Here is a 19,205-nt window from a genome sequence, read left to right as displayed (position 1 = left end):
CCCATCTCATTAACGCCAGAGGAATTCCTCTGGCAGTGTGCGCCCCCGCGCTTCTTCGCGAACGATCTGCCAGAACCGCCGAACTTCAGCGCGAACATCGTAACTTTCGATACCCACCACGCGCAGAATTAGACCGGCATTATTGGGCAAAGAAGAAACACCCGATATTGCGCGAGGCGACTCCGCTTCAAAATTGACCGGCGTGCGCTCTTTAATCCGCGATGCGATCTCGGGAGGCGTGATGCAGACAATATTTGCAAAAGCATCAAAGCCCCCCATCACTGCCGGAAAATCAATGGTGGAGTTGCTCTTCTCGATCAAAACCTTATCGGTAAATAGGCGTTTTCCGTTCGGACGTTTCGCCGTCATGATCATCGACAGAAGGTCGAAGCCAAACCGCTCACTTTCATGATGGTGTTTTCGGCCCGACATAAACATTTCGCCGTAAAGCAATGTCGCACTCTCATCCACGACCATGTCGGTATGGTTGATAAAGCGGGAATCGCGATAGGGAATCGTGAAATCGGGCAGATATTCAAGATAAGCGCCTGCGTCCAAAGTAACCGTTTGATACTGGGATGCATAATTTGCATCCATGCGATGAATCCGGTTCGCACCTTGCGAGGTTACATGCGCGCAAGCGTCCTCTCCGACGGAGATGTCGATCTTGTAACGATCGCCCTGCAGTATACCTCCACCTACCGAAATGATTGAACAAATCGGCAATTCCGGCATGGCTTCGTCCCAGTACAGCGCTTGCTGGACCAAAATCGGTGCAACACGATAAAGATCGTGCAGAACCGAGCGGCCATGACGCATAGAGAACCCCAGACGCAATTCTCCGATCTTACCAGGCCCGGCAGCGCGCATCTGGGCAGGTTCATTTTGATAGTCTCGGAGTTCTCGGGCCGCGTCAATACGCGTTAACCGTTCGTGCAAACTCATATTGTCAACCGGCTGCTGCAGGAGCCTGGACTGTCTTTACATCGAACAGTGCCATGTCCAGTATCAACTTCATCAGTTCGTCGACGCCCTCGCCTGTTTTGCAATTTGTGAAAACAAAGGGCTTCTTCCCGCGCATCAGCTTGGAATCGCGATCCATCACTTCCAGACTGGCACCAACATAAGGCGCAAGGTCGGTCTTATTGATGACAAGAATATCCGACTGACAAACGCCAGCGCCATTCTTGCGCGGAATTTTGTCGCCCGCAGCAACGTCGATTACGTAAATATAGAAATCAGCTAAAGCCGGGCTGAAAGTGAGCGTGAGATTATCACCGCCCGATTCAATCAGAATAACATCGCTATCTGGATATTTTTCTTCGAGCTCTTCAACCGCCGCGATATTCATCGACGGGTCTTCGCGCACCGCCGTGTGCGGGCACGCGCCGGTTTCAACACCGACGATTTTCTCTTCAACCAGAATCCCGTTAAGGGTGCGCCTAACTTGTTTTGCGTCTTCGGTAGTAACGACATCATTGGTGATGATCAGTGGCTTGATACCTAAATCAATCAAACGCGGCGTGATGGTTTCAATCACCGCCGTCTTTCCAGAACCAACCGGCCCACCAATGCCAATACGAGTGATTTTTTTCATAATGCGTTCCTGTTTCAAATGCCACTCAGTTCATGAAGAGGCGGACATGCGTTTTAGTGTGATGCGCGACCAGCACGTCGAAAACCGGGGCAAAACTCGACATTTCATCCAGAGAAAGCTGGCAAATATCCTGATAATCGCTTTCAACGCGGGCTTGGGTCGCAAATAATATTCGCTGTGTATCGAGATGATCGATGCGCATCAGCCGAACGGCAGCACTCATAATCATCGATGCCACGCCATATTGATGTACGACAAAAGCTTGTTTTTCATCGGCACCCATTTGCGCGAGAGCAATTGAGTGGCCAATGGGAAAACATCCCGGCGTCGATCCAGATTTGATGTCGGCTAGCCACGTTTCGAGCCAAGGAAAATCACTGATCTTCAATGAGAGCTCAGTAAATTTCTTGCCCATTCGCGAAAGCATCAATTGCTGCTCTTCACCCACCCTGCGGTTCCAAAGCTCATGATCAGCCGCAACTGCCGCTTTATAATCGCCAGCCATGTAGGCGCGGTGAGTATGCAAAAGTGCAATACCATCCATGTGAGCTGCTTGACGAACAATTAGTTCGACAAATTGCTGCAAACTGGATGCATCGGTTACCACGCCGGTTTGCAGCGCGGATTCAAGCCCATTGGAAAAGGCAAACGCGCCCACGGGTAAGGTTGAATCCGAAAATTGCAGCAATCTGGATAAAAGAACCATTTCCGAAGAGTTTGTCAGTTCTTTCTTTTGTTTGCCGGTCATGTCCTGTCCGTGGCTACATCGTGCGAATGGGTGTGATCATCACCGTGATGTTCATGCGCATGAACATGCGCGCCATGGTGGTGATGCGGTGTTGCATCGGCACCCGCAAACAACATCCGTACTTCTTTTGCATCTAGTTTGGCTGCTATTTCTTCGCCCGGCGCAAAATAGGTTTTAACGCGATCAAAGGCATGCGTGCGCATAACCGATGCCATCACCTTTTGATCAACCGAGAGTGGCACATAAACATTGGTGCCTTTGATAACTGCAGGCCAATGCTGATTGCCCAACCCATGCCCGAGTTCGAAGCAAATCCGAAGGATTTCTTGCGGTGAAAGACTTTCCAGATCCTGCAGCTCGATCACCATAACTTCTTTGAGCGCAATGCGAGCCACGACGATGATATTCTTTTCCTCGTCGTAATGAAGAACATCGCCATCATGCAGATGTTCGGAACGAGGCAGGGAAATTGCGAGTTCTATGCCGCCTTCGCTGGCCTTGCGCAGTCGGCTTTTGGGTGCTTCCCACTGTTCCAGTGAAAGAAGGTCAACCTGCGCGTGATGCGAACGATCATGCCACACAGGATCCTTGATATTGCCGAGCGTTTTCTCAACGAGGATCATACTAACTCCGAAAGCTTGCAAAAATTTATGTCCGCCGCTGCAGCGCTGTTCAACCGCATGCTAAGCGTCTGCTTACAAGGAGGGGGCATTAAACCCCCTCCTGTTTTTTCGATTAACTGAAGAAATGCAGCTGGGTTAATGGAACCGTGGTCGCCGGTTCGATCGTTGCGTGTTTTCCATCAACGGTAACAGCAAAGGTTTCAGGGTTAACTTCAATGGTGGGCAATGTATTATTGCGAACCATTGACGCCTTGCTGATTGTCCGCGTTCCATGAACCGGCATGACCTGCGACTGCAGCTCATAACGATTAACAATACCCTCATCAAACGCAGCCTGAGATGTGAATGTCACTCGGGTTTTGGCCAGTGCCGAGCCCATAGCGCCATACATCGGACGGTAGGTAACAGGCTGTGGCGTCGGCAATGACGCGTTTGGATCGCCCATCAGAGCCCAGGAAATCATGCCGCCTTTGATAACCATTTTCGGCTTGGCGCCAAAGAAGGCAGGTTCCCAAAGTACCAGGTCTGCCATTTTTCCGACTTCAACCGAGCCGATGACATGTCCGACGCCCTGCGCGATGGCTGGGTTGATCGTAACCTTGGAAATAAACCGCAGCACACGTTGGTTATCATTGCCCGATTCATCACCGGAATAAGCACCAAAACGGGTCTTCATCAGATGTGCGGTTTGAATGGTACGCGCCCAGTTTTCACCCACGCGACCCATAGCCTGACTGTCGCTCGACAGAATTGAAATTGCGCCAATATCATGAAGCACATTTTCTGCTGCGATGGTTTCCGGACGGACGCGGCTTTCCGCAAATGCAACGTCAGTCGGAATCTTGGGGCTCAAATTGTGACAGATCATCGTCATGTCGAACAATTCGGCCTGGGAATTGATGCCATATGGCAGCGTCGGGTTGGTCGAGCTCGGTATAACGTTTGATTGACCCGCAACGCGAATAATGTCAGGCGCGTGTCCGCCGCCCGCACCTTCGGTGTGATAGGTGTGGATGGTTCGACCTTCGAAAGCTGCGATTGTGTTCTCCACAAAACCAGCTTCGTTAAGCGTATCAGTATGGATACAGACCTGAACATCATACTCGTCAGCAACCGTCAATGATGTACGGATTGCCTCAGGCGTGCTGCCCCAGTCTTCGTGAATTTTAAGACCCAACGCGCCAGCACGGATCTGTTCTTCACTGGTTAATGCGCAGGAGGAGTTGCCTTTACCCAACACACCCGCATTGACAGGCCATGAATCGAACGAGCGCAACATCATTTCGATGTTCCAGGTGCCTGGCGTGATGGTTGTGCCGTTGGTTCCGTCCGTTGGCCCTACGCCGCCACCAAAAAGCGTGGTTACGCCATTGCTAAGAGCAGCCTGAGCCTGTTGCGGGGAAATGAAATGAACGTGAGCGTCAATGCCGCCTGCTGTCAATATCAGATGTTCACCGGAAATAGCGTCGGTGCCAGGACCAAGTGGCAGGGTGACGTCTGGCATGATGGAAGGATTGCCAGCTTTACCGATACCGCAAATCAAACCATTCTTGATCCCGACGTCGGCCTTAATAACGCCCTGAACAGCGTCAAGAATTGTTACGTTGGTGATGACGAGATCGGGAGCGCCCGCAGCACTCGTATATTCGCTGTCATAACCCATACCGTCGCGCAGCGTCTTACCGCCGCCATAGACTGCTTCCTCGCCATAAACGCGAAGATCCTGTTCGATCTCAATATAAAGATCAGTATCACCAAGGCGTATCTTGTCGCCTGTCGTCGGACCGTAAAGATCCGAATATTGTTGCCTTGAAATCTTTGCCATTTCAGAATCCTGCTACTGATATATTTGGGGCGAGGGATTACGGCTTGTTTTTGAAGCCGTACCGTTCGACGCGTTCCATCGCATCGGTCAGTCGCGGCCGAGACTTGTTGTAGCTCTCTTCGCCGATCCAGCCATTGACCAATCCATTGAACCCAAGCACTCGCTGCTTGCCTTGAAACGGAACGAGGGAGACTTCTTTCTCGTCGCCAGGTTCAAAACGTAAAGCGGTTGTTGCAGGAATATTGAGGCGCTTGCCGAAAGCCTGTTCGCGATCAAATTCCAAAGAGGCATTGACCTCGAAAAAGTGGAAATGTGACCCTACCTGAATAGGACGGTCGCCCGTATTGCGCACTTTCAAAGCCGTTACTGGATAACCGGCATTGATTTCAATATCGCCCTTGCCGAGGACTAGCCCACCGACGGGTGTCTTAACTTTATCTGTAGTCATGATTTGACCTCCTACAGGAATCACTGAATAGGATCGTGAACGGTCACCAGACGGCTTCCATCGGTAAATACAGCTTCAACCTGAACATAAGGAATCATTTCGACTACGCCTTCCATCACATCGTCTTTGGTGACGGTTTTACGGGCCAGTTCCATGACTTCTTCAACTGTCTTTCCCGCCCGTGCGCCTTCAAGAGCGGCGGCTGCGATTAAAGAAACAGTTTCGGGGTGATTGAGTTTTAGCCCCTGATCTTTTCGACGCTGAGCAACCATTGCCAGCGTATGGATCATGAGCTTGTCTATTTCACGAGGCGTGAAATGCATATGAAACCTCCGTGCCTGAACGACTGGAAACCTAGATTCACCGATCGACCTAAGCTCCAGCTTCGAAAGCGCTACCAATTAAATGCTAGTCGTTCAACGCCATAAATAAAACACAATCCTCTTATGCGCAGATAATTTAGCATTTAGATAATAAGGCAAACCATTATTAGCGTTTTACTTTCTTTGGCGCGGATTATCGAAGTCCGGCAATGGGCCGTTTACAGAAAATAATATACCCAACCCAGTGCGACGAGCATGGACACCACCGAGACGATCAGTCCGGTACGTGCAAATTCCCAAAATGATATTTTAATCCCGCGGGCTTCTGCTTCTTCCACCATTATAATTCCCGCAAGACTTCCAAAAATGATCATGTTACTGGAAAATCCGGTTCCAAGAACAAGAGCCGCCCCTAGCGCATCTGCACCAGCACCGGTGTGCAAATAGGGTATTAAAAGCATTACAGCAGGATTGTTGCCCACAAGATTACTCACCAGCCCGCTAGTCAAAAACAGCGTAACCGGCTCATTGAGGTTAATTCCCATGCTGGCCAGCGCGGTTAGAAACTGTTGCGGCAATCCAGTCGCCGCCACTGCCGCATTCACAATGAACAATCCCATAAGTAGCAAAATCAGATCGCCATCGACATGTTTAAGCATATTATGCGACGAAATTTTTCGGCTTAATAACAGAACGCCCGCACCCGCCAACGCCACAATATCCCTAGGCAGATCGCTGAAGATGAGTGCTCCAATCACCGTTATTGCAACCACAGCGGTTTTTGCAGTCTCAAGAAGGTCAAGCGGAATTGTTTCCTCAGCGACATCTTTAACCGCAGAGTCTTTCGGTAATTGCCATCGTCCCCGGTAAGCAGAAGTGACCACTGCCCAAACGATGGGAAGCGATAACAGGGCGGGTGTAGCGGTCGCAGCTACAAAATTGTTAAACGATATATCGAGTTTCTGTGCCGTGATCATATTTTGCGGGCTGCCGATCAATGTGGCGGTTGATCCGGTATTAACCGCGAAACAAAATGCGAGCAAAAAAGGCACTGGATTTAAACCGCGTGCAAGGGTGACGGACACAAGAAGCGGTGTCATCGCAACGGCTACGACATCTTTTGTCAGTAAAGACGATAAGACCGCACCAACAGCGATCAGCACAACGCACAATAAAGGCGGCGACAGGGGCAAACCAGCAACCCGCGATGCCGCCCAAGCGTAGAAACCCGACACGGTAAACCCGGCGGATACCACCATTAGGCCGAAAAGCATTCCCAGCGTGTGATATTCTATCGCGTTCCAAGCAGCTTGCGAAGTGATGCTGCCTGCAGACAACATTGCTAATGCGCCAATAATTGCAGCGCCTGTGCGATCGACCTTGAAACCGGGCAAAGTTCCGCAGCCCATGGCAAGATAGACCAGCAAAAAAATTATTATTGTAATATCCATGCCAGAGTCCCAGCCCGTCTCTTTTACAACGACAATGGCATTGATAGCCTGAATTTGCCGAGAAGCATTCCTTAGTCAGTACTAATGTTCTCTTAGGCTTATCAAACAGTTAAAAAGATTAATGCAATCCATAAATTACGGCAGCAGGCTTTTGCATCAAAATAACTGTTGAAGAGAGGCGCAAGCGAGCGTCACTCGCTCAACCCTCCACAACGCACGATTTAGCATGGTCAGGATTATCCGCCTGCTCATGATTTTCATGCGAACAAACTTGCGCCCGCTGCGTTAGAAAGGAGAAACACTGTCCTGGCGAGGTTGATATGAACAAGGTTATTTTTGGTGCATTGGCAGGCATTACCGCTACCACAGCGATGACCTGCTTCATGCGCGTCAGTTTCAAATGGCTTAAACCCGAACACCGCTATCCGCTGCCCCCGCGTGAACTAACAGATAATCTATTACCGCACATCTCTCCTAAAAGTGATGCGGCTCCGGTTGCTGCGCATTTTGCCTATGGTGCTTTGGCGGGCGCGCTTTATCCAATATTGAGACGTCGAAAACCCAATGGATGTCTTTACGGCTTAGCTGTCTGGGCAGCGAGTTATCTCGGTTGGATACCGCTTATCAAAGTGCTTAAACCCGCAACACAGCACCCGGCTCAGCGCAATCTATTAATGATTGTGGCGCACCTCGTCTGGGGTGGCATACTTCAACATAGCTATGAAGAGATTTCGAGATCATCTGCCACACAATTTGCGGCCGGTTGGAATAAGGACACGTTCTAAACTATCCAACCGCTAGGGCTTGAGCCACAATGATAGTTTGTTTTTGCGTTATTTACGCGGTTTAGAGCGGAGTTTGGGACGGCTTGTAAAGGCACAGTCAGCCAGCCAGAACCGCCACGGCAGCTCGGTGGCGCGGCTTATTCCTATACGTTCACCTTCCAATATTTCAACCGGCTGTTCACTACGTGCTCTTAATGTAAAGGGTGGAGCAAAGAGGGATGCACCGTCTAAATTTCCGCTTATGCCGAGCGCTTCGGAAAGTTTGGCGGGTCCCGAACAGAGTTGAATCTCGCTGACCCCTCCTCTGCGTGCTTTCATGAGCTCGATGCCGTTAACGGGCAAAAGAGCACGTAACAGCACCGCTGATGCGTCCGCGCACACAAAATTCATGCACCAATGCAGACCATAAATTCTGTAAACATAAGCGGTTCCGGGTTCACCAAACATGGATTGGTTTCTGCGCGTCGGGCCGCGAAAGCTGTGCGATGCGGGATCAAACCTTGTATAGGCTTCCGTCTCGACAATTTTGCCGCCCACCCCCTCAACGAAAAATTCGCAACCGATCAAGTCTGGGGCGACTTCTTCTGCACTTCGAGCAAAGAACGAATTCGTCAAGCCAGCATTCTGTTTTCGCATGATCAAATTTCAGTATTCTGCAATGCGGTTGGGAACATCATTTGCCTTCCATGGTTTATTTTAAGACCCAAACAGAAATTGGAGGGCGTGTCATGTATAAGGATAAAAATATTTTTGAATCCTGGGGCGAACGCGCAGATCATGGAGTAAAAGTTGACAAGAACTTTACATGTTATGCCTTTCTGCTAACGCCTTTTACTAAGGAAGATCAGGGGGATCTCGCCTCCAAATATGGTTCTGTTTTGGTATCGGCTCGATCGGCCGCTGATGCGCGGGTGGTCGCAAGCCAAGCCGAAACATGTGCACGATCCGGCGAGGTTGCAATCGGCGACAAGGATCTGACCACAAACAGTCACAGCGCTTTTCGCAACGAAAAACTATATGGCGTCTTTCAACTCTCTGCTGAGCCGGTTGACGCGCCGCGCGGGGTGATCGTGTTGGAACGGGGCGGGTTTAACACGTAAATCTTCCGCCCTGCCCCCAATTATGAAGTCGTAAAAAATTTAGTTTTATCCCAATACCGGTTGATTCAGCCTTATGAATACGGCACAATAATTGTTGAAAAGGTGGGCGATGTTTCTTCTTTATCGAAAGGAGACTATCATGCCGCTTTTTAATGAAGCGCATCGCATTTACCATCCGGACGAAATCAATTTCCTGCGTAGCTGTTACTCTAAAGCAGCGATGAACCTTGAAAAGCAGGGTCGAGATTATTGTGCTTCGGAATTGGCTTCCTGCATAATGATGCTCTATGAAAGCGGGCTGCGCAATGCAGCTTATGTTAGCGAGATGGCCGCGCGCTTGGCATATCAAAGATCCAAAAAGCGGCGTCTTGACGGGCCTTATCGCGCAGCGAATTCCAACATATCGTCCTCACTTGATCACGATCCCCGGCATCCAGATAATCCAAGCGGTTAACGCTTTCTCATGTCCGGATCTCGGCGCTGACATTTTAAGTGTAAAATTCCGGTATCTTGGAACAATTCTTTTTCCCCTTCGTTTGAAAGTACCATTTCCAATGGTGCGTGTTTAACGTCATGGACACGAGGCCCCGACGAAGGGAAGCGTCGGGGCCAGCCGTTTGATCCTTCCGATCACCAAATCAGACGGTGTTAGGCAAAGCATTCCGAATTCTGCGAGTGAGGAGGCAAGTCAATGCCAGCCAAATCCAAAGCACAACAGAAAGCTGCAGGCGCAGCTCTTTCGGCAAAACGCGGTGACACTCCAAAAAGCAAGTTGCGTGGGGCGTCAAAAGAGATGGAAAAATCCATGTCTGAGGAGGAGCTTAAGAAAATGGCTTCGACCAAGCGAAAAGGCAAGCCCGAGCATAAGTCCAAAAATTGACGGTTTCTCGGTCAGGCAAGGCAAGGTGACCGTGCCCTGTTCACATCATCAGAAATCATCTTTTTCTAAATGATGCAACAAAACGCAATCCTGAATGTTGAATCAGTTCCGAAGCAAGTTTTCGCAATTTCACCATAGGAGGACCGGCATGGCCAAGAAACAACGCAATCTGGAAGATTTGTTTTACGATACTTTGAAAGACATTTATTACGCTGAGCGTAAGATTTTGAAAACACTACCTAAAATGGCAAGAGCTGCGAATGACGATAAGCTCAAAGCTGCTTTCGAAAAGCATCGTTATGAGACCGAAATGCAGATTGAGCGGCTACAGCAATGTTTTGAAAGCCTTGGCAAGCGTGCGCAGGGTAAAACCTGTGATGCTATTGAGGGCATTATTTCTGAAGGCGAAGAAATCATGGAGGAGTTTGCAGGCACTCCCGCACTTGATGCTGGTCTAATCTCTTCTGCTCAGGCCGTGGAACATTATGAAATCACCCGTTACGGCACGCTGAAACGCTGGGCTATAAGGATGTTGCGAAGCTGCTTGATCAGACCCTTCAGGAAGAAGGCAAGACGGATGAGAATCTCACGCAGCTTGCTGAATCTTCAGTGAATGCTCACGCACAAGCGGCGTGATCTGAGAATTAATAAAGTGAAAAGAACCGTGCAAGCTGCGCGGTTCTTTCTTTTGAAACGCAGTTCAGTCTTAGTTGTGACTATCGGTTTTTATTGCGCAAATTTAATTCTAGTGACCGCATAAGGCGCGAGCGTCAAATTTTGAGCCGATTGCGGTTTAAGCTCGTCCAGTAGGTTGGGGGTTTGAGCTGCCTCCACAAAATTATTCTCATCAAGCTTTGCCATCCCGCTTGGTTCCTTTTCCAGACTTACCGTGACTGTTTCCTGTGTCAGATTGGCAAGCCACAATTCCACGTCTCCGCTCTCCGTTTCGGCAGCTATGGCCTGGACAAGATCGGAGCGGGAAATTTCCAACTTTCGCAAAGATTTATGATGGAGTTTAGCCAGACCTCGAAGGATATGAAACACCGGATAGACTTCTCCGGCGGTGTCAAAGGCTGGCAGGGGCAAGTCGGCCTGCGTCACCACGGCACCTGACGCCCCCACAGGCGCGCCGATGGCGATATGACTTGCGCCACCATAGGAAAAGCGCGCAAAATACCCAAGCGCCCAGGCAGCCCCCAGCAATCCGCGCTGGCGCGGATCATTGCGGTTCATTGCCTGACGAATATTGCTCGGATTTTCTTTCGGAGCTTCACCATAGGGATTATCGCGCATGCCTATGGCTGATGGACCCACAGCATAGGGTAAATGTTCAGCTATTGCCTGAGCACTTTCGGCAATTGCTGGCAAAGATTGCAAGGTCTCCATAACAGAACGATCGTCACCGGCATGAACCAGTGCGGATGTGGTGAAGCTTACAAGATCAAGCGGGCCAAGCGGCGGACGTTTGCGGTTAAGCTCGGTGAAGTAGCTGAACATTCCGCCGCCGATTTCGGCACTAGGAAACGCCTTTCGGGCAGCTTCGTACATTTGTTCGGCTGGCGGAGCCGGAGGCCAGACACTCCCGGGCAATGTGCATTTAAGGTCGGGAGCCGGTGATACCAGAACGACGCTAAATGGTGAGCCAAGTTCAGAGACTATTTTGCCTAGTTCGGAAATCTCGGCTTCGTAATTGTCAACGGATGCAACCACCGCTTCGAGCCAGGGGGTTGCGTTGATTTTCCTCGCCAAATTAATCTGGCCTTCAAGACTGGTTCTGTCATGGCCACGACGTGGATCAAAATGGCAAACTAGGTGATGGGCGCCAATATCTGCAACCCTATTTACGACGCTTTGAGCCGCTTCAATATCGTCAGGATCAATCCCCAATCCAAGTGCTGGCACTTTTCCATCCGTGCCTAATATTCGTATCGATACAGGACTACCGGTCGCATTTCCTTCACAGGTTCCGCTTACGCTCAATGTAATGCATTGGACAATTTTCTCTCCCGCCCTGATCGTATAAGGCCAAGGCAGCGCTAACGGGCGGACATAGGTTTTATAAGAAGCGTCAGTCCAGTTCCGCTGATCCTCCATTTCATAGGTATCGCCTTCCATAAGGCAATCAATGCGTAATTGGCCGTCCCCTGCCCAGTGTGTCAGTCTCCTGAGTTCCATCATCGGCTGCACTGGATCAATGAGACGTGGAAACCGGCTTGCTACGATCTTGCCGTCAACATGTTCGATCTCGACCTTTTCGCCCGCGACACCATCAATCGGATGCAGGATCACAAATCCGGTGCGATTGGTGAGAAAATCTGTGTCGGCGCTGCCAGTCGCATCGAAAATGAGCTTGCCATCTGTATTGCCAGTAATTTTCACCTGATAGGTGAATGACTGCACGTCATCTTTCGTGCAAGCCTGATAGCGAATCGTAAATCCGTGCTCATCTTCTGCGACTTTGAGATCAAATATATCGGGTTCATAAGTGCCCCAATCTTTATCACGGACGATAAAGGAAATCGCCCGCATCACTTCCACGCCATTAAAGCGGATATAACGAAGATTACCCGCTTCAAGTTCAGCACTCAGAGCACCAGCCTTAAGTAATAAAGGGGGAGTAACAGGCTGATCTGTTCCAAAAAGTCGGATATTTCTGCTGGGATTTTCTTGCATGATAACCTCCTTATCGAGCAGATCGCCAGTTGACGAGACGCTCAGCTAGCAATGCCAAAATGATAATTGAGCCGATGGCAGTGCCCTGCCAAAAAGGTGAAACGCCCATCAAGTTCAGACCATTGCGGATCATGACCATTATGATGACGCCAATAAGTGTGCCGATGATGGAGCCACGACCGCCATAGAGGCTTGCACCACCGATCACGACTGCGGCAATTGCATCAAGTTCCATCTGATTGCCCGCGAGCGGGTCCGCAGATAGGATTTGCGCAATGGAAAATGTGATCGCTACCGCGGCAAGAGCGCCGGAAATCACATAAGGCAGGATCGAATAAAATAGCACGTTTAGGCCCGCAGCACGCGCTGCTTCGGCGTTTGATCCCACCGCATAAATGGTGCGCCCGCCCTTAGTATAGGTGAGATAGGCCCAAGCTATCGCGTAGAGAATAAGAAGAAACAGCACATTGCCCGGAATGCCCAACACTGTTGTGTAAACAATGTCCGACAATCCGCTGGGAATATTTGAAATCGCCGTCTGGCCTGAGAAAATATAGGCAAGGCTGCGCGCAATGGCCATCATGCCAAGCGTCACCACAAAGGGTGCAAGGCCGAACACTGCGATTAGAATGCCTGAAATAAGACCGATGCCGGCACCGCTCAGCACCGCAACAGCTATTGCAACGGGAATTGGCAGGGATTGCAATGCAAGGCCCAGAATAATCCCCGTAAGTCCCGCGACAGAGCCAACTGAAAGATCAATCCCCCCAGTTAGAATGACCAAAGTCATACCCACGGCAACAATGCCGATAACCACCGACTGATCAAGAATGTTGAATATATTGTTCTGGGTCAGAAAATAGGGTGAAAGCAGCGAAAGACCGATAGCAAGAATTAAAGCCAGACCGAGCATGCGGATTTCCAGGCTACGGATCACGCGCGACCAGACCTTTGACACAGATGAGGTAGATGTCGACATTATGAGGCTCCAGAAGATAGATCGGCGTCTGTCATGTCCGAAATTTGGCTGATGATTTGCTGGCGGTCGGGCAAGGGCGCATCAGGATTGATGCTCACCCCAATCCAGCCAAGATCGTGCCCACGTTTATTGCGCATTGGGACCAGTAGCGTTGCAATGCCACTTTCCGGTTCGCGTATAAAATCATCAGATTGCTGATTTAAAGCATAAGATATATTTGTTTCTTCATGTGGAAAGGCATTGCCAGCAGTCAGTCCCGTCTGCGGAGCCGATTTTCCCGAAGATGTACCAAGACAAATAAGCTCATCAGTATCGATCAATGCCCAGAAGGTGCTTGCATTATATTCATCACTGAGTTTTTTGAGCAGTTGCATGTTGCGCTGAGTTGAGGTGCGCGGCGCGGCAAGCAGGGTGAGCTTTTCCTCATTCAGCACGCTTTTTGGCAAATCAGCAATCGTTATTCCATCACTCATAACCACGACTCGAGCACAGACGCCGAGCAGTTCTTCAAAATCGGATGAGATGATGATAACAGCCACGCCTTGATCGGCGATTTCCCGCAGGATTGAATAAATCGAACTGCGCGTTCCAATATCAACGCCTTTTGTGGGTTCGTCGAGAATAAGGATAGATGGCTCAACAAGCAGCCAACGCGCGATAATGACTTTCTGCTGCATGCCGCCTGAGAATGTCAGCAGACTAGCATCAAGGCGATCTTTCGGTAGGTCGAGCTTGCTAAGAAGCTCATCAACCATTTTACGGCGCGAGCTATAGCCAAGGGTAAAACCCTTATGGCTGCCAATATGGGCCAGATAAAGATTTTCACCCACTGTCAGGTCAGGCACAATATTTTGCGCACGCCGATCTTCTGCAACCAGACCAATGCCAAGTTTAATTGCCTGAGCGGGACTGCGTGGGTCCACCTGTTTGCCATTGATTTTGATTGTTCCACCATCGCGATGGCGCAGGCCAAACAATGCACCAACAGCTTCGGAACGTCCTGCCCCCACCAGACCACCAAGCCCTAGCACTTCGCCTTTTCGCACGCTGAACGACACATCATGCACAATGGGATGGCTGACGAGATGCTCAACTTCCAATATGGTTTCGCCAAAACGGTTATTTTCCGTTTCATCGCGCTGGCCATATATGCTTTCCAAATCACGTCCGACCATATGACGGATTATGTCAGACTGCGTTAAGGTGGCCGTTTGCAGATTGCGAGCGACTGTTGCGCCTTCCCGCATGATCGTAACTCGATCTGTAACCGCAAAGACCTCTTCCAGACGATGCGAGACGAAAACCAGTCCATGCCCCTGCTCTTTCAGACGGGACATGATGTCAAATAATCGGCTTACTTCTGAAGGGCTTAGCGAAGATGTCGGTTCATCGAAAATCATCAAGCTCGCTTCAAGTGCGAGAGCTTTGGCGATTTCTACCAGCTGCCGTTGTGCTGCCGAAAGGTCGCGCACAATTTGGTCCAGTGGTAATACTTGTTCATGTCCCAAACGGCTAAGAATCGCATGCGCTCGCTGGCGCATTGAGCCATAAGACAAGCGCCCACTTGTACCATATTCAGGCAGAAAGATATTTTCCAACACCGAAAGATCCGGCGCTAGGCTGGTTTCCTGCGCGACAAGGGCAATGCCGCTACGAAGTGCATCGCGGGTTGAGCGTGGATTTAGTGGTTTTCCATTATAGAGAATATCGCCACTATCGCGGCGAATATGTCCGCAAATAATGCGTGAAAGAGTTGATTTGCCCGCACCATTTGCGCCGAGTAATCCATGCACCTCGCCGCGCCTGACTTCAAAAACAGCGTCAACGAGGGCGCGGGTACTGCCAAAGCGTTTAGCAACACCCGTAGCGGCAAGCATTGCCGGTTGTGCAATGCTATTTGCCTTATCATTCATAGTTTCGCCTCCGAGGGATCAAATCTGTCGCCCAGCAAGCCAGGCGACAGTATGCTCGTAATCAATGTATCGAGACGGAATTTCCGCTCTATTCCATTTCATTAGCGAATACGGTTTCTTTAATTGTAGGCAGCATTTCCTCAATATTTGTCGAGGTAACGACGACAATTGGCACGAGGATTTCTTTTTCAACTTCCTTGCCTGCAAGGTGGTCAAACAATGCCTTGCCGGAGGTTTCGCCCATTAGATATGGCTGCTGCATGCCGGACGCGACCAGCTCACCAGATTGAAGTAGCGGCACAAATTCTGGGATACCGTCAAATGCAGCAACGGCGACTTCGCCTTGGCGTCGGGCCGCTTTAATTGCGCGCAGCGCGCCTATAGCGGGCTGATCTGTCTGCACAAAAAGGCCACGCATATTTGGATTTGCCGTCAGCATGTCCTGCGTGAAGCGAAAGGTTTCGTCCGCCGTGTAAGACTGCATTTGCTGTAGGCCAGCATCACCGGTAATATTGGCTTCCGCCAGCGCATCTTTAAAGCCCTTTGTACGGGCCTGGCCGTTCAAACGGGCTTGTGAAATGGCAACAATACCGACAGATCCGTCTTCCCAACCTTTTTCTTTCAACGCGGCTGCCAATGCTTTGCCGGTGCCGTTCGCGCCTTCATAATTATCAGAGATAATAAAGGAGACGTAATCGCCGCTATTTGTACCAATATCTGCGATAACGACCGGAATATTGGCTTTTTCAGCGAGTTGAAGCACACTGGGCGCGGTTGAACTATCAGTTGGCGACAGCACAATACCCGCAACTCCGCGGGCTATGGCATCCTGAGCATTTTTTAGTTGCGTCTGGGCGCTGTTTGCTGAATCAAGCGCTTGAAAACTATAGCCATTTTCCGTTGCAACCTTCTCAACACCCTTTGAAAGATAGCGCCAGAACGGCAAATCCAGGCCGGGTGTCAAATAAACAACTGATTTTTCTTGCGCATAGGCAGGGATAGCGCTACCGAAAATGGCGCCTGCCATTGCGACTGCACCTGCCGTCAGCGCCAAAATACTACGTCTGGTAATCATGATTTTCCTCCTCCGTTAACAGCCGATTTCATCGGCTTGATAAAATTTAAATGTTTCCGGCTTTCGTTCTGCCCGCAACTTGCAGCAGTTTTTGTGTGGAAACGTAAATGCGCTCCTCATGCGCAGCGAACGCCTTCATAGCAGCTAGTCGATCGCGCTTTTCCAGTGCGCTCAGGATAGACTGATGATCAGCGAAACTTTCTTGGATCGCACCGGGTTGAGAAACCGCACGGCGGCGAAATTCCATCATATATGTGTAAAGATCCGTAACAATATCGGCGAGCAGAGGATTGCCGCATTCACGATAAATCGTAACATGGAATTCACGATCACAGATCAGAAAACGCACCGGCTCTTTCATGCAGGTGGATTGCGTATCCAGCGATCGACGCAATAGTTCAAGCGCTTCGTCAGAGATATTCTCTGCCGTATCGCCAACGACTTTTTGCTCAATAAGCAGGCGCGCCGCATGCACCGAATGGACATCATATAGATCGACATTCAAACGGGACGTTATTCCCACTGCTGTGGCAGACAGGTTGGGATTGGCAACGCGTGTACGAGAACCGTGGGTAACTTCGACTATTCCCTGCGCCGCAAGCGATTGAATGGCGATCCGAATTGTCTGGCGACTAACAGAAAGCGCTGTGGCCAGCGCCCGCTCACCCGGCAATTCATCACCGACGCTAAGCAGCCCGGACGCGATCAGAGCTGCGATTTTATCCGCGATTGCATCGGCAAGTGTGCGCCGTTGCAAGTCCCGGTTAAGAGTTGCGTCCTTTCCCAACAAAAGGTCATAAGCGACTTTCACTGAGGGCCCCCGAAGTGATCTGCTGGTCTATCCACTAGTCCAGTTAAAATCATCAACCGGTGACCCAGAGTCAATAGGTTTTTATAAGATTCTACGGATTGCTTACGAAACCGTCTGAAAAGCGTTCACTGCCGTTTGGGCTAGTTCAGGCGGCAGATAGCTCCATTTCACGCTCCGTAAGCACCTGCACGAAATGCCCCGGCGTGACCTCAATATATTCGCGTCTTGGTGGCACATAATCCAGCGGCCTCAACGCGCTTTTTATTTCTCCCGCCAGCCGCGGCCTTGTGAGGTCTCGGTTTTTCGGATCCGGGATCGGGACTGCCGAAATCAGCCGTTTTGTATAGGGGTGCTGCGGATTGTTAAACACCGATTCCCTCGGCCCAATTTCTACGATTTCGCCAAGAAACATCACCGCCACACGATGGCTTAACCGCTCGACCACCGCCATATCATGGCTGATGAACAAATATGACAGATCGTGCTTTTCCTGTAGATCAAGCATCAAATTGGCAACCTGCGCTTTTACTGAAACGTCGAGTGCTGAAACAGCCTCATCTGCCACTATCAGTTTGGGATCTAGCGCAAGCGCACGCGCAATGGAAATACGTTGACGCTGACCACCGGAAAATTCATGCGGAAAGCGATCAGCCATGGCTGCCGAAAGCCCCACCTGCTCAAGCAATTCAACAACGCGATCTTTTGCTTGACGCTTTCCCATCAATTGATGCGACAAGATCGGCTCGGCAATCGCAGAGCCGATTTTAAGCCTCGGATTGAGCGAAGCGAAAGGATCTTGGAAAATCATCTGAACTTTGCGCCGCATTGATCGCAACTGGGAAGCTTTGAGTTGGGTGATATCCTCGCCATCAATCTTTATTTCGCCAGATGTCAGTTGCAGAAGGCGCATAATTGCCCGACCGGTGGTGGACTTTCCACAGCCCGATTCTCCAACCAGGGCCAAGGTTTCACCCGGCCGCAAATCAAAAGAAACATCCTCAACCGCATGAATGCGCCCATGAGGAAGATCAAAACGCACGACGATATTTGAGGCTTCTAATATCGGCTGGCGATCCTGATTTAACGGGCGCATCTGCACGCCATCAGCGGCCTCACCGGTTTTTGGATCAACTTCAGGAAAACGCTCAGGCGCGTTGGTATCTGCCATTGAACCGAGCCGCGGAATAGAAGCCAGAAGGGATTTTGTATAGATCGCTTTCGGAGCGGCAAAAATATCTGGGGTCGTCCCGGTTTCGATCATGTCGCCACGCAACATGACAACGGTGCGATCAGCCACTTCCGCCACCACGCCCATATCATGCGTGATGAAAAGAACGGCCATATTCTCTTCTTGTTGCAATTCGCGGATGAGATGCAAAATCTCTGCCTGAATGGTAACATCCAATGCTGTTGTCGGCTCATCGGCGATCAAAAGCCGTGGGCGACAGGCCAGAGCCATAGCGATCATAACGCGTTGGCGCATGCCGCCGGAAAACTTATGCGGATATTCTTTCAAACGCGACTTTGCTGCCGGAATTCGCACCCGTTCCATAAGCTGCAAAGCTTCATTTTCGGCCTGTTTCCAGCTCAATTTCTGATGAAGAACAATCGCTTCAGCGAGCTGATTACCAACCGTGAAAACGGGGTTGAGCGATGTCATCGGCTCCTGAAAAATCATGCCAATGGATCCGCCGCGGACGGATCGCATTTCTTTTTCTGAAAGTGCGAGCAAATCCCGCCCATCCAGAAGTATTTTTCCCGTCATGCGGGCGGAAGGCAACAAGCGCATCGTCGAAAGCGCTGTTACACTTTTGCCCGATCCGCTCTCACCAACTATGGCAACGGTTTCGCCTGCATTCACATGGAAATTAATATCTCGAATGACCGGTTTCCAGCCGCCATCGCTTTTGAAAGAGGTGGTCAGATTTTCAACCGCCAGGACAGGTTGAACAGAAGATTTAATATCATTCATCA

19 protein-coding genes and 1 pseudogene are annotated in these 19,205 nt (G+C 50.2%); 5 read left to right on the top strand and 15 right to left on the bottom strand.

The window, feature by feature from the left end:
- Positions 1-9: 9 nt before the first annotated feature.
- The 8 genes from C7374_RS11470 to C7374_RS11435 all read right to left on the bottom strand — a co-directional run bounded on the left by C7374_RS11470 (position 10) and on the right by C7374_RS11435 (position 7,015).
- A complete protein-coding gene (locus C7374_RS11470) occupies positions 10-945 on the bottom strand; it encodes an urease accessory protein UreD (RefSeq protein WP_111575767.1) in 936 nt (311 codons plus the stop codon).
- A gap of 4 nt (positions 946-949) precedes the next feature.
- Positions 950-1,597: an urease accessory protein UreG gene (ureG, locus tag C7374_RS11465; RefSeq protein WP_111575766.1), complete on the bottom strand. Its 648-nt coding sequence runs from the start codon at positions 1,595-1,597 to the stop codon at positions 950-952.
- A gap of 25 nt (positions 1,598-1,622) precedes the next feature.
- Positions 1,623-2,345 carry an urease accessory protein UreF gene (locus tag C7374_RS11460; RefSeq protein ID WP_245412642.1) on the bottom strand — a complete coding sequence of 241 codons (723 nt, stop codon included), beginning with the start codon at positions 2,343-2,345 and terminating at the stop codon, positions 1,623-1,625.
- Complete coding sequence (locus C7374_RS11455) at positions 2,342-2,968, bottom strand: urease accessory protein UreE (RefSeq protein WP_111575765.1); 627 nt, start codon at positions 2,966-2,968, stop codon at positions 2,342-2,344. The genes C7374_RS11460 and C7374_RS11455 overlap by 4 nt, the downstream gene beginning before the upstream one ends.
- A gap of 112 nt (positions 2,969-3,080) precedes the next feature.
- Positions 3,081-4,793, bottom strand: coding sequence for an urease subunit alpha (locus C7374_RS11450; protein ID WP_111575764.1), 1,713 nt, complete (start codon positions 4,791-4,793; stop codon positions 3,081-3,083).
- Between the two features lie 37 nt (positions 4,794-4,830).
- Complete coding sequence (locus tag C7374_RS11445) at positions 4,831-5,241, bottom strand: urease subunit beta (protein ID WP_111575763.1); 411 nt, start codon at positions 5,239-5,241, stop codon at positions 4,831-4,833.
- Positions 5,242-5,261: 20 nt separating this feature from the next.
- Positions 5,262-5,564, bottom strand: a complete 303-nt coding sequence (locus C7374_RS11440) for an urease subunit gamma (RefSeq protein ID WP_111575762.1) — start codon at positions 5,562-5,564, stop codon at positions 5,262-5,264.
- Between the two features lie 218 nt (positions 5,565-5,782).
- A complete protein-coding gene (locus C7374_RS11435; RefSeq protein WP_111575761.1) occupies positions 5,783-7,015 on the bottom strand; it encodes an ArsB/NhaD family transporter in 1,233 nt (410 codons plus the stop codon).
- Positions 7,016-7,335: 320 nt separating this feature from the next.
- Between C7374_RS11435 and C7374_RS11430 the strand changes: the two genes are divergently transcribed.
- Positions 7,336-7,800, top strand: a complete 465-nt coding sequence (locus tag C7374_RS11430) for a hypothetical protein (protein WP_111575760.1) — start codon at positions 7,336-7,338, stop codon at positions 7,798-7,800.
- A 48-nt stretch (positions 7,801-7,848) separates the two neighbouring features.
- On the opposite strand, the gene C7374_RS11425 is transcribed toward C7374_RS11430, so the two are convergent.
- Positions 7,849-8,436: a DNA-3-methyladenine glycosylase gene (locus tag C7374_RS11425; protein ID WP_111575759.1), complete on the bottom strand. Its 588-nt coding sequence runs from the start codon at positions 8,434-8,436 to the stop codon at positions 7,849-7,851.
- 92 nt (positions 8,437-8,528) lie between these two features.
- Between C7374_RS11425 and C7374_RS11420 the strand changes: the two genes are divergently transcribed.
- The 4 genes and pseudogenes from C7374_RS11420 to C7374_RS11405 all read left to right on the top strand — a co-directional run bounded on the left by C7374_RS11420 (position 8,529) and on the right by C7374_RS11405 (position 10,416).
- On the top strand, positions 8,529-8,900 hold the full coding sequence (locus C7374_RS11420) for a hypothetical protein (RefSeq protein ID WP_146612728.1): 372 nt from the start codon (positions 8,529-8,531) through the stop codon (positions 8,898-8,900).
- Between the two features lie 139 nt (positions 8,901-9,039).
- Positions 9,040-9,354: a hypothetical protein gene (locus tag C7374_RS11415; protein ID WP_111575819.1), complete on the top strand. Its 315-nt coding sequence runs from the start codon at positions 9,040-9,042 to the stop codon at positions 9,352-9,354.
- A gap of 237 nt (positions 9,355-9,591) precedes the next feature.
- Entirely contained in the window at positions 9,592-9,780 is a 189-nt protein-coding gene (locus tag C7374_RS11410; RefSeq protein ID WP_111575757.1) for a DUF3008 family protein, read from the top strand.
- Between the two features lie 148 nt (positions 9,781-9,928).
- A pseudogene (locus tag C7374_RS11405) lies at positions 9,929-10,416 on the top strand (YciE/YciF ferroxidase family protein).
- A 90-nt stretch (positions 10,417-10,506) separates the two neighbouring features.
- Here the strand turns inward: C7374_RS11405 and C7374_RS11400 are convergent.
- From C7374_RS11400 to C7374_RS11375, 6 genes are all read right to left on the bottom strand, one after another.
- Entirely contained in the window at positions 10,507-12,453 is a 1,947-nt protein-coding gene (locus tag C7374_RS11400) for a D-apionate lactonase family protein (protein ID WP_111575756.1), read from the bottom strand.
- 10 nt (positions 12,454-12,463) lie between these two features.
- A complete protein-coding gene (locus C7374_RS11395; protein WP_111575755.1) occupies positions 12,464-13,432 on the bottom strand; it encodes an ABC transporter permease in 969 nt (322 codons plus the stop codon).
- Entirely contained in the window at positions 13,432-15,345 is a 1,914-nt protein-coding gene (locus C7374_RS11390; RefSeq protein WP_111575754.1) for a sugar ABC transporter ATP-binding protein, read from the bottom strand. Before C7374_RS11390 ends, C7374_RS11395 begins: the two co-directional genes overlap by 1 nt.
- 88 nt (positions 15,346-15,433) lie before the next feature.
- Positions 15,434-16,420: a substrate-binding domain-containing protein gene (locus C7374_RS11385; protein WP_245412641.1), complete on the bottom strand. Its 987-nt coding sequence runs from the start codon at positions 16,418-16,420 to the stop codon at positions 15,434-15,436.
- Positions 16,421-16,466: 46 nt separating this feature from the next.
- Entirely contained in the window at positions 16,467-17,231 is a 765-nt protein-coding gene (locus C7374_RS11380; protein WP_111575753.1) for a FadR/GntR family transcriptional regulator, read from the bottom strand.
- Positions 17,232-17,376: 145 nt separating this feature from the next.
- On the bottom strand, positions 17,377-19,203 hold the full coding sequence (locus C7374_RS11375) for an ABC transporter ATP-binding protein (protein WP_111575817.1): 1,827 nt from the start codon (positions 19,201-19,203) through the stop codon (positions 17,377-17,379).
- Between the last annotated feature and the right edge of the window lie 2 nt (positions 19,204-19,205).

This window comes from Falsochrobactrum ovis (assembly GCF_003259955.1).
Taxonomy (GTDB): domain Bacteria; phylum Pseudomonadota; class Alphaproteobacteria; order Rhizobiales; family Rhizobiaceae; genus Brucella; species Brucella ovis_A.
This window is presented reverse-complemented; position numbering and strand designations above follow the sequence as displayed.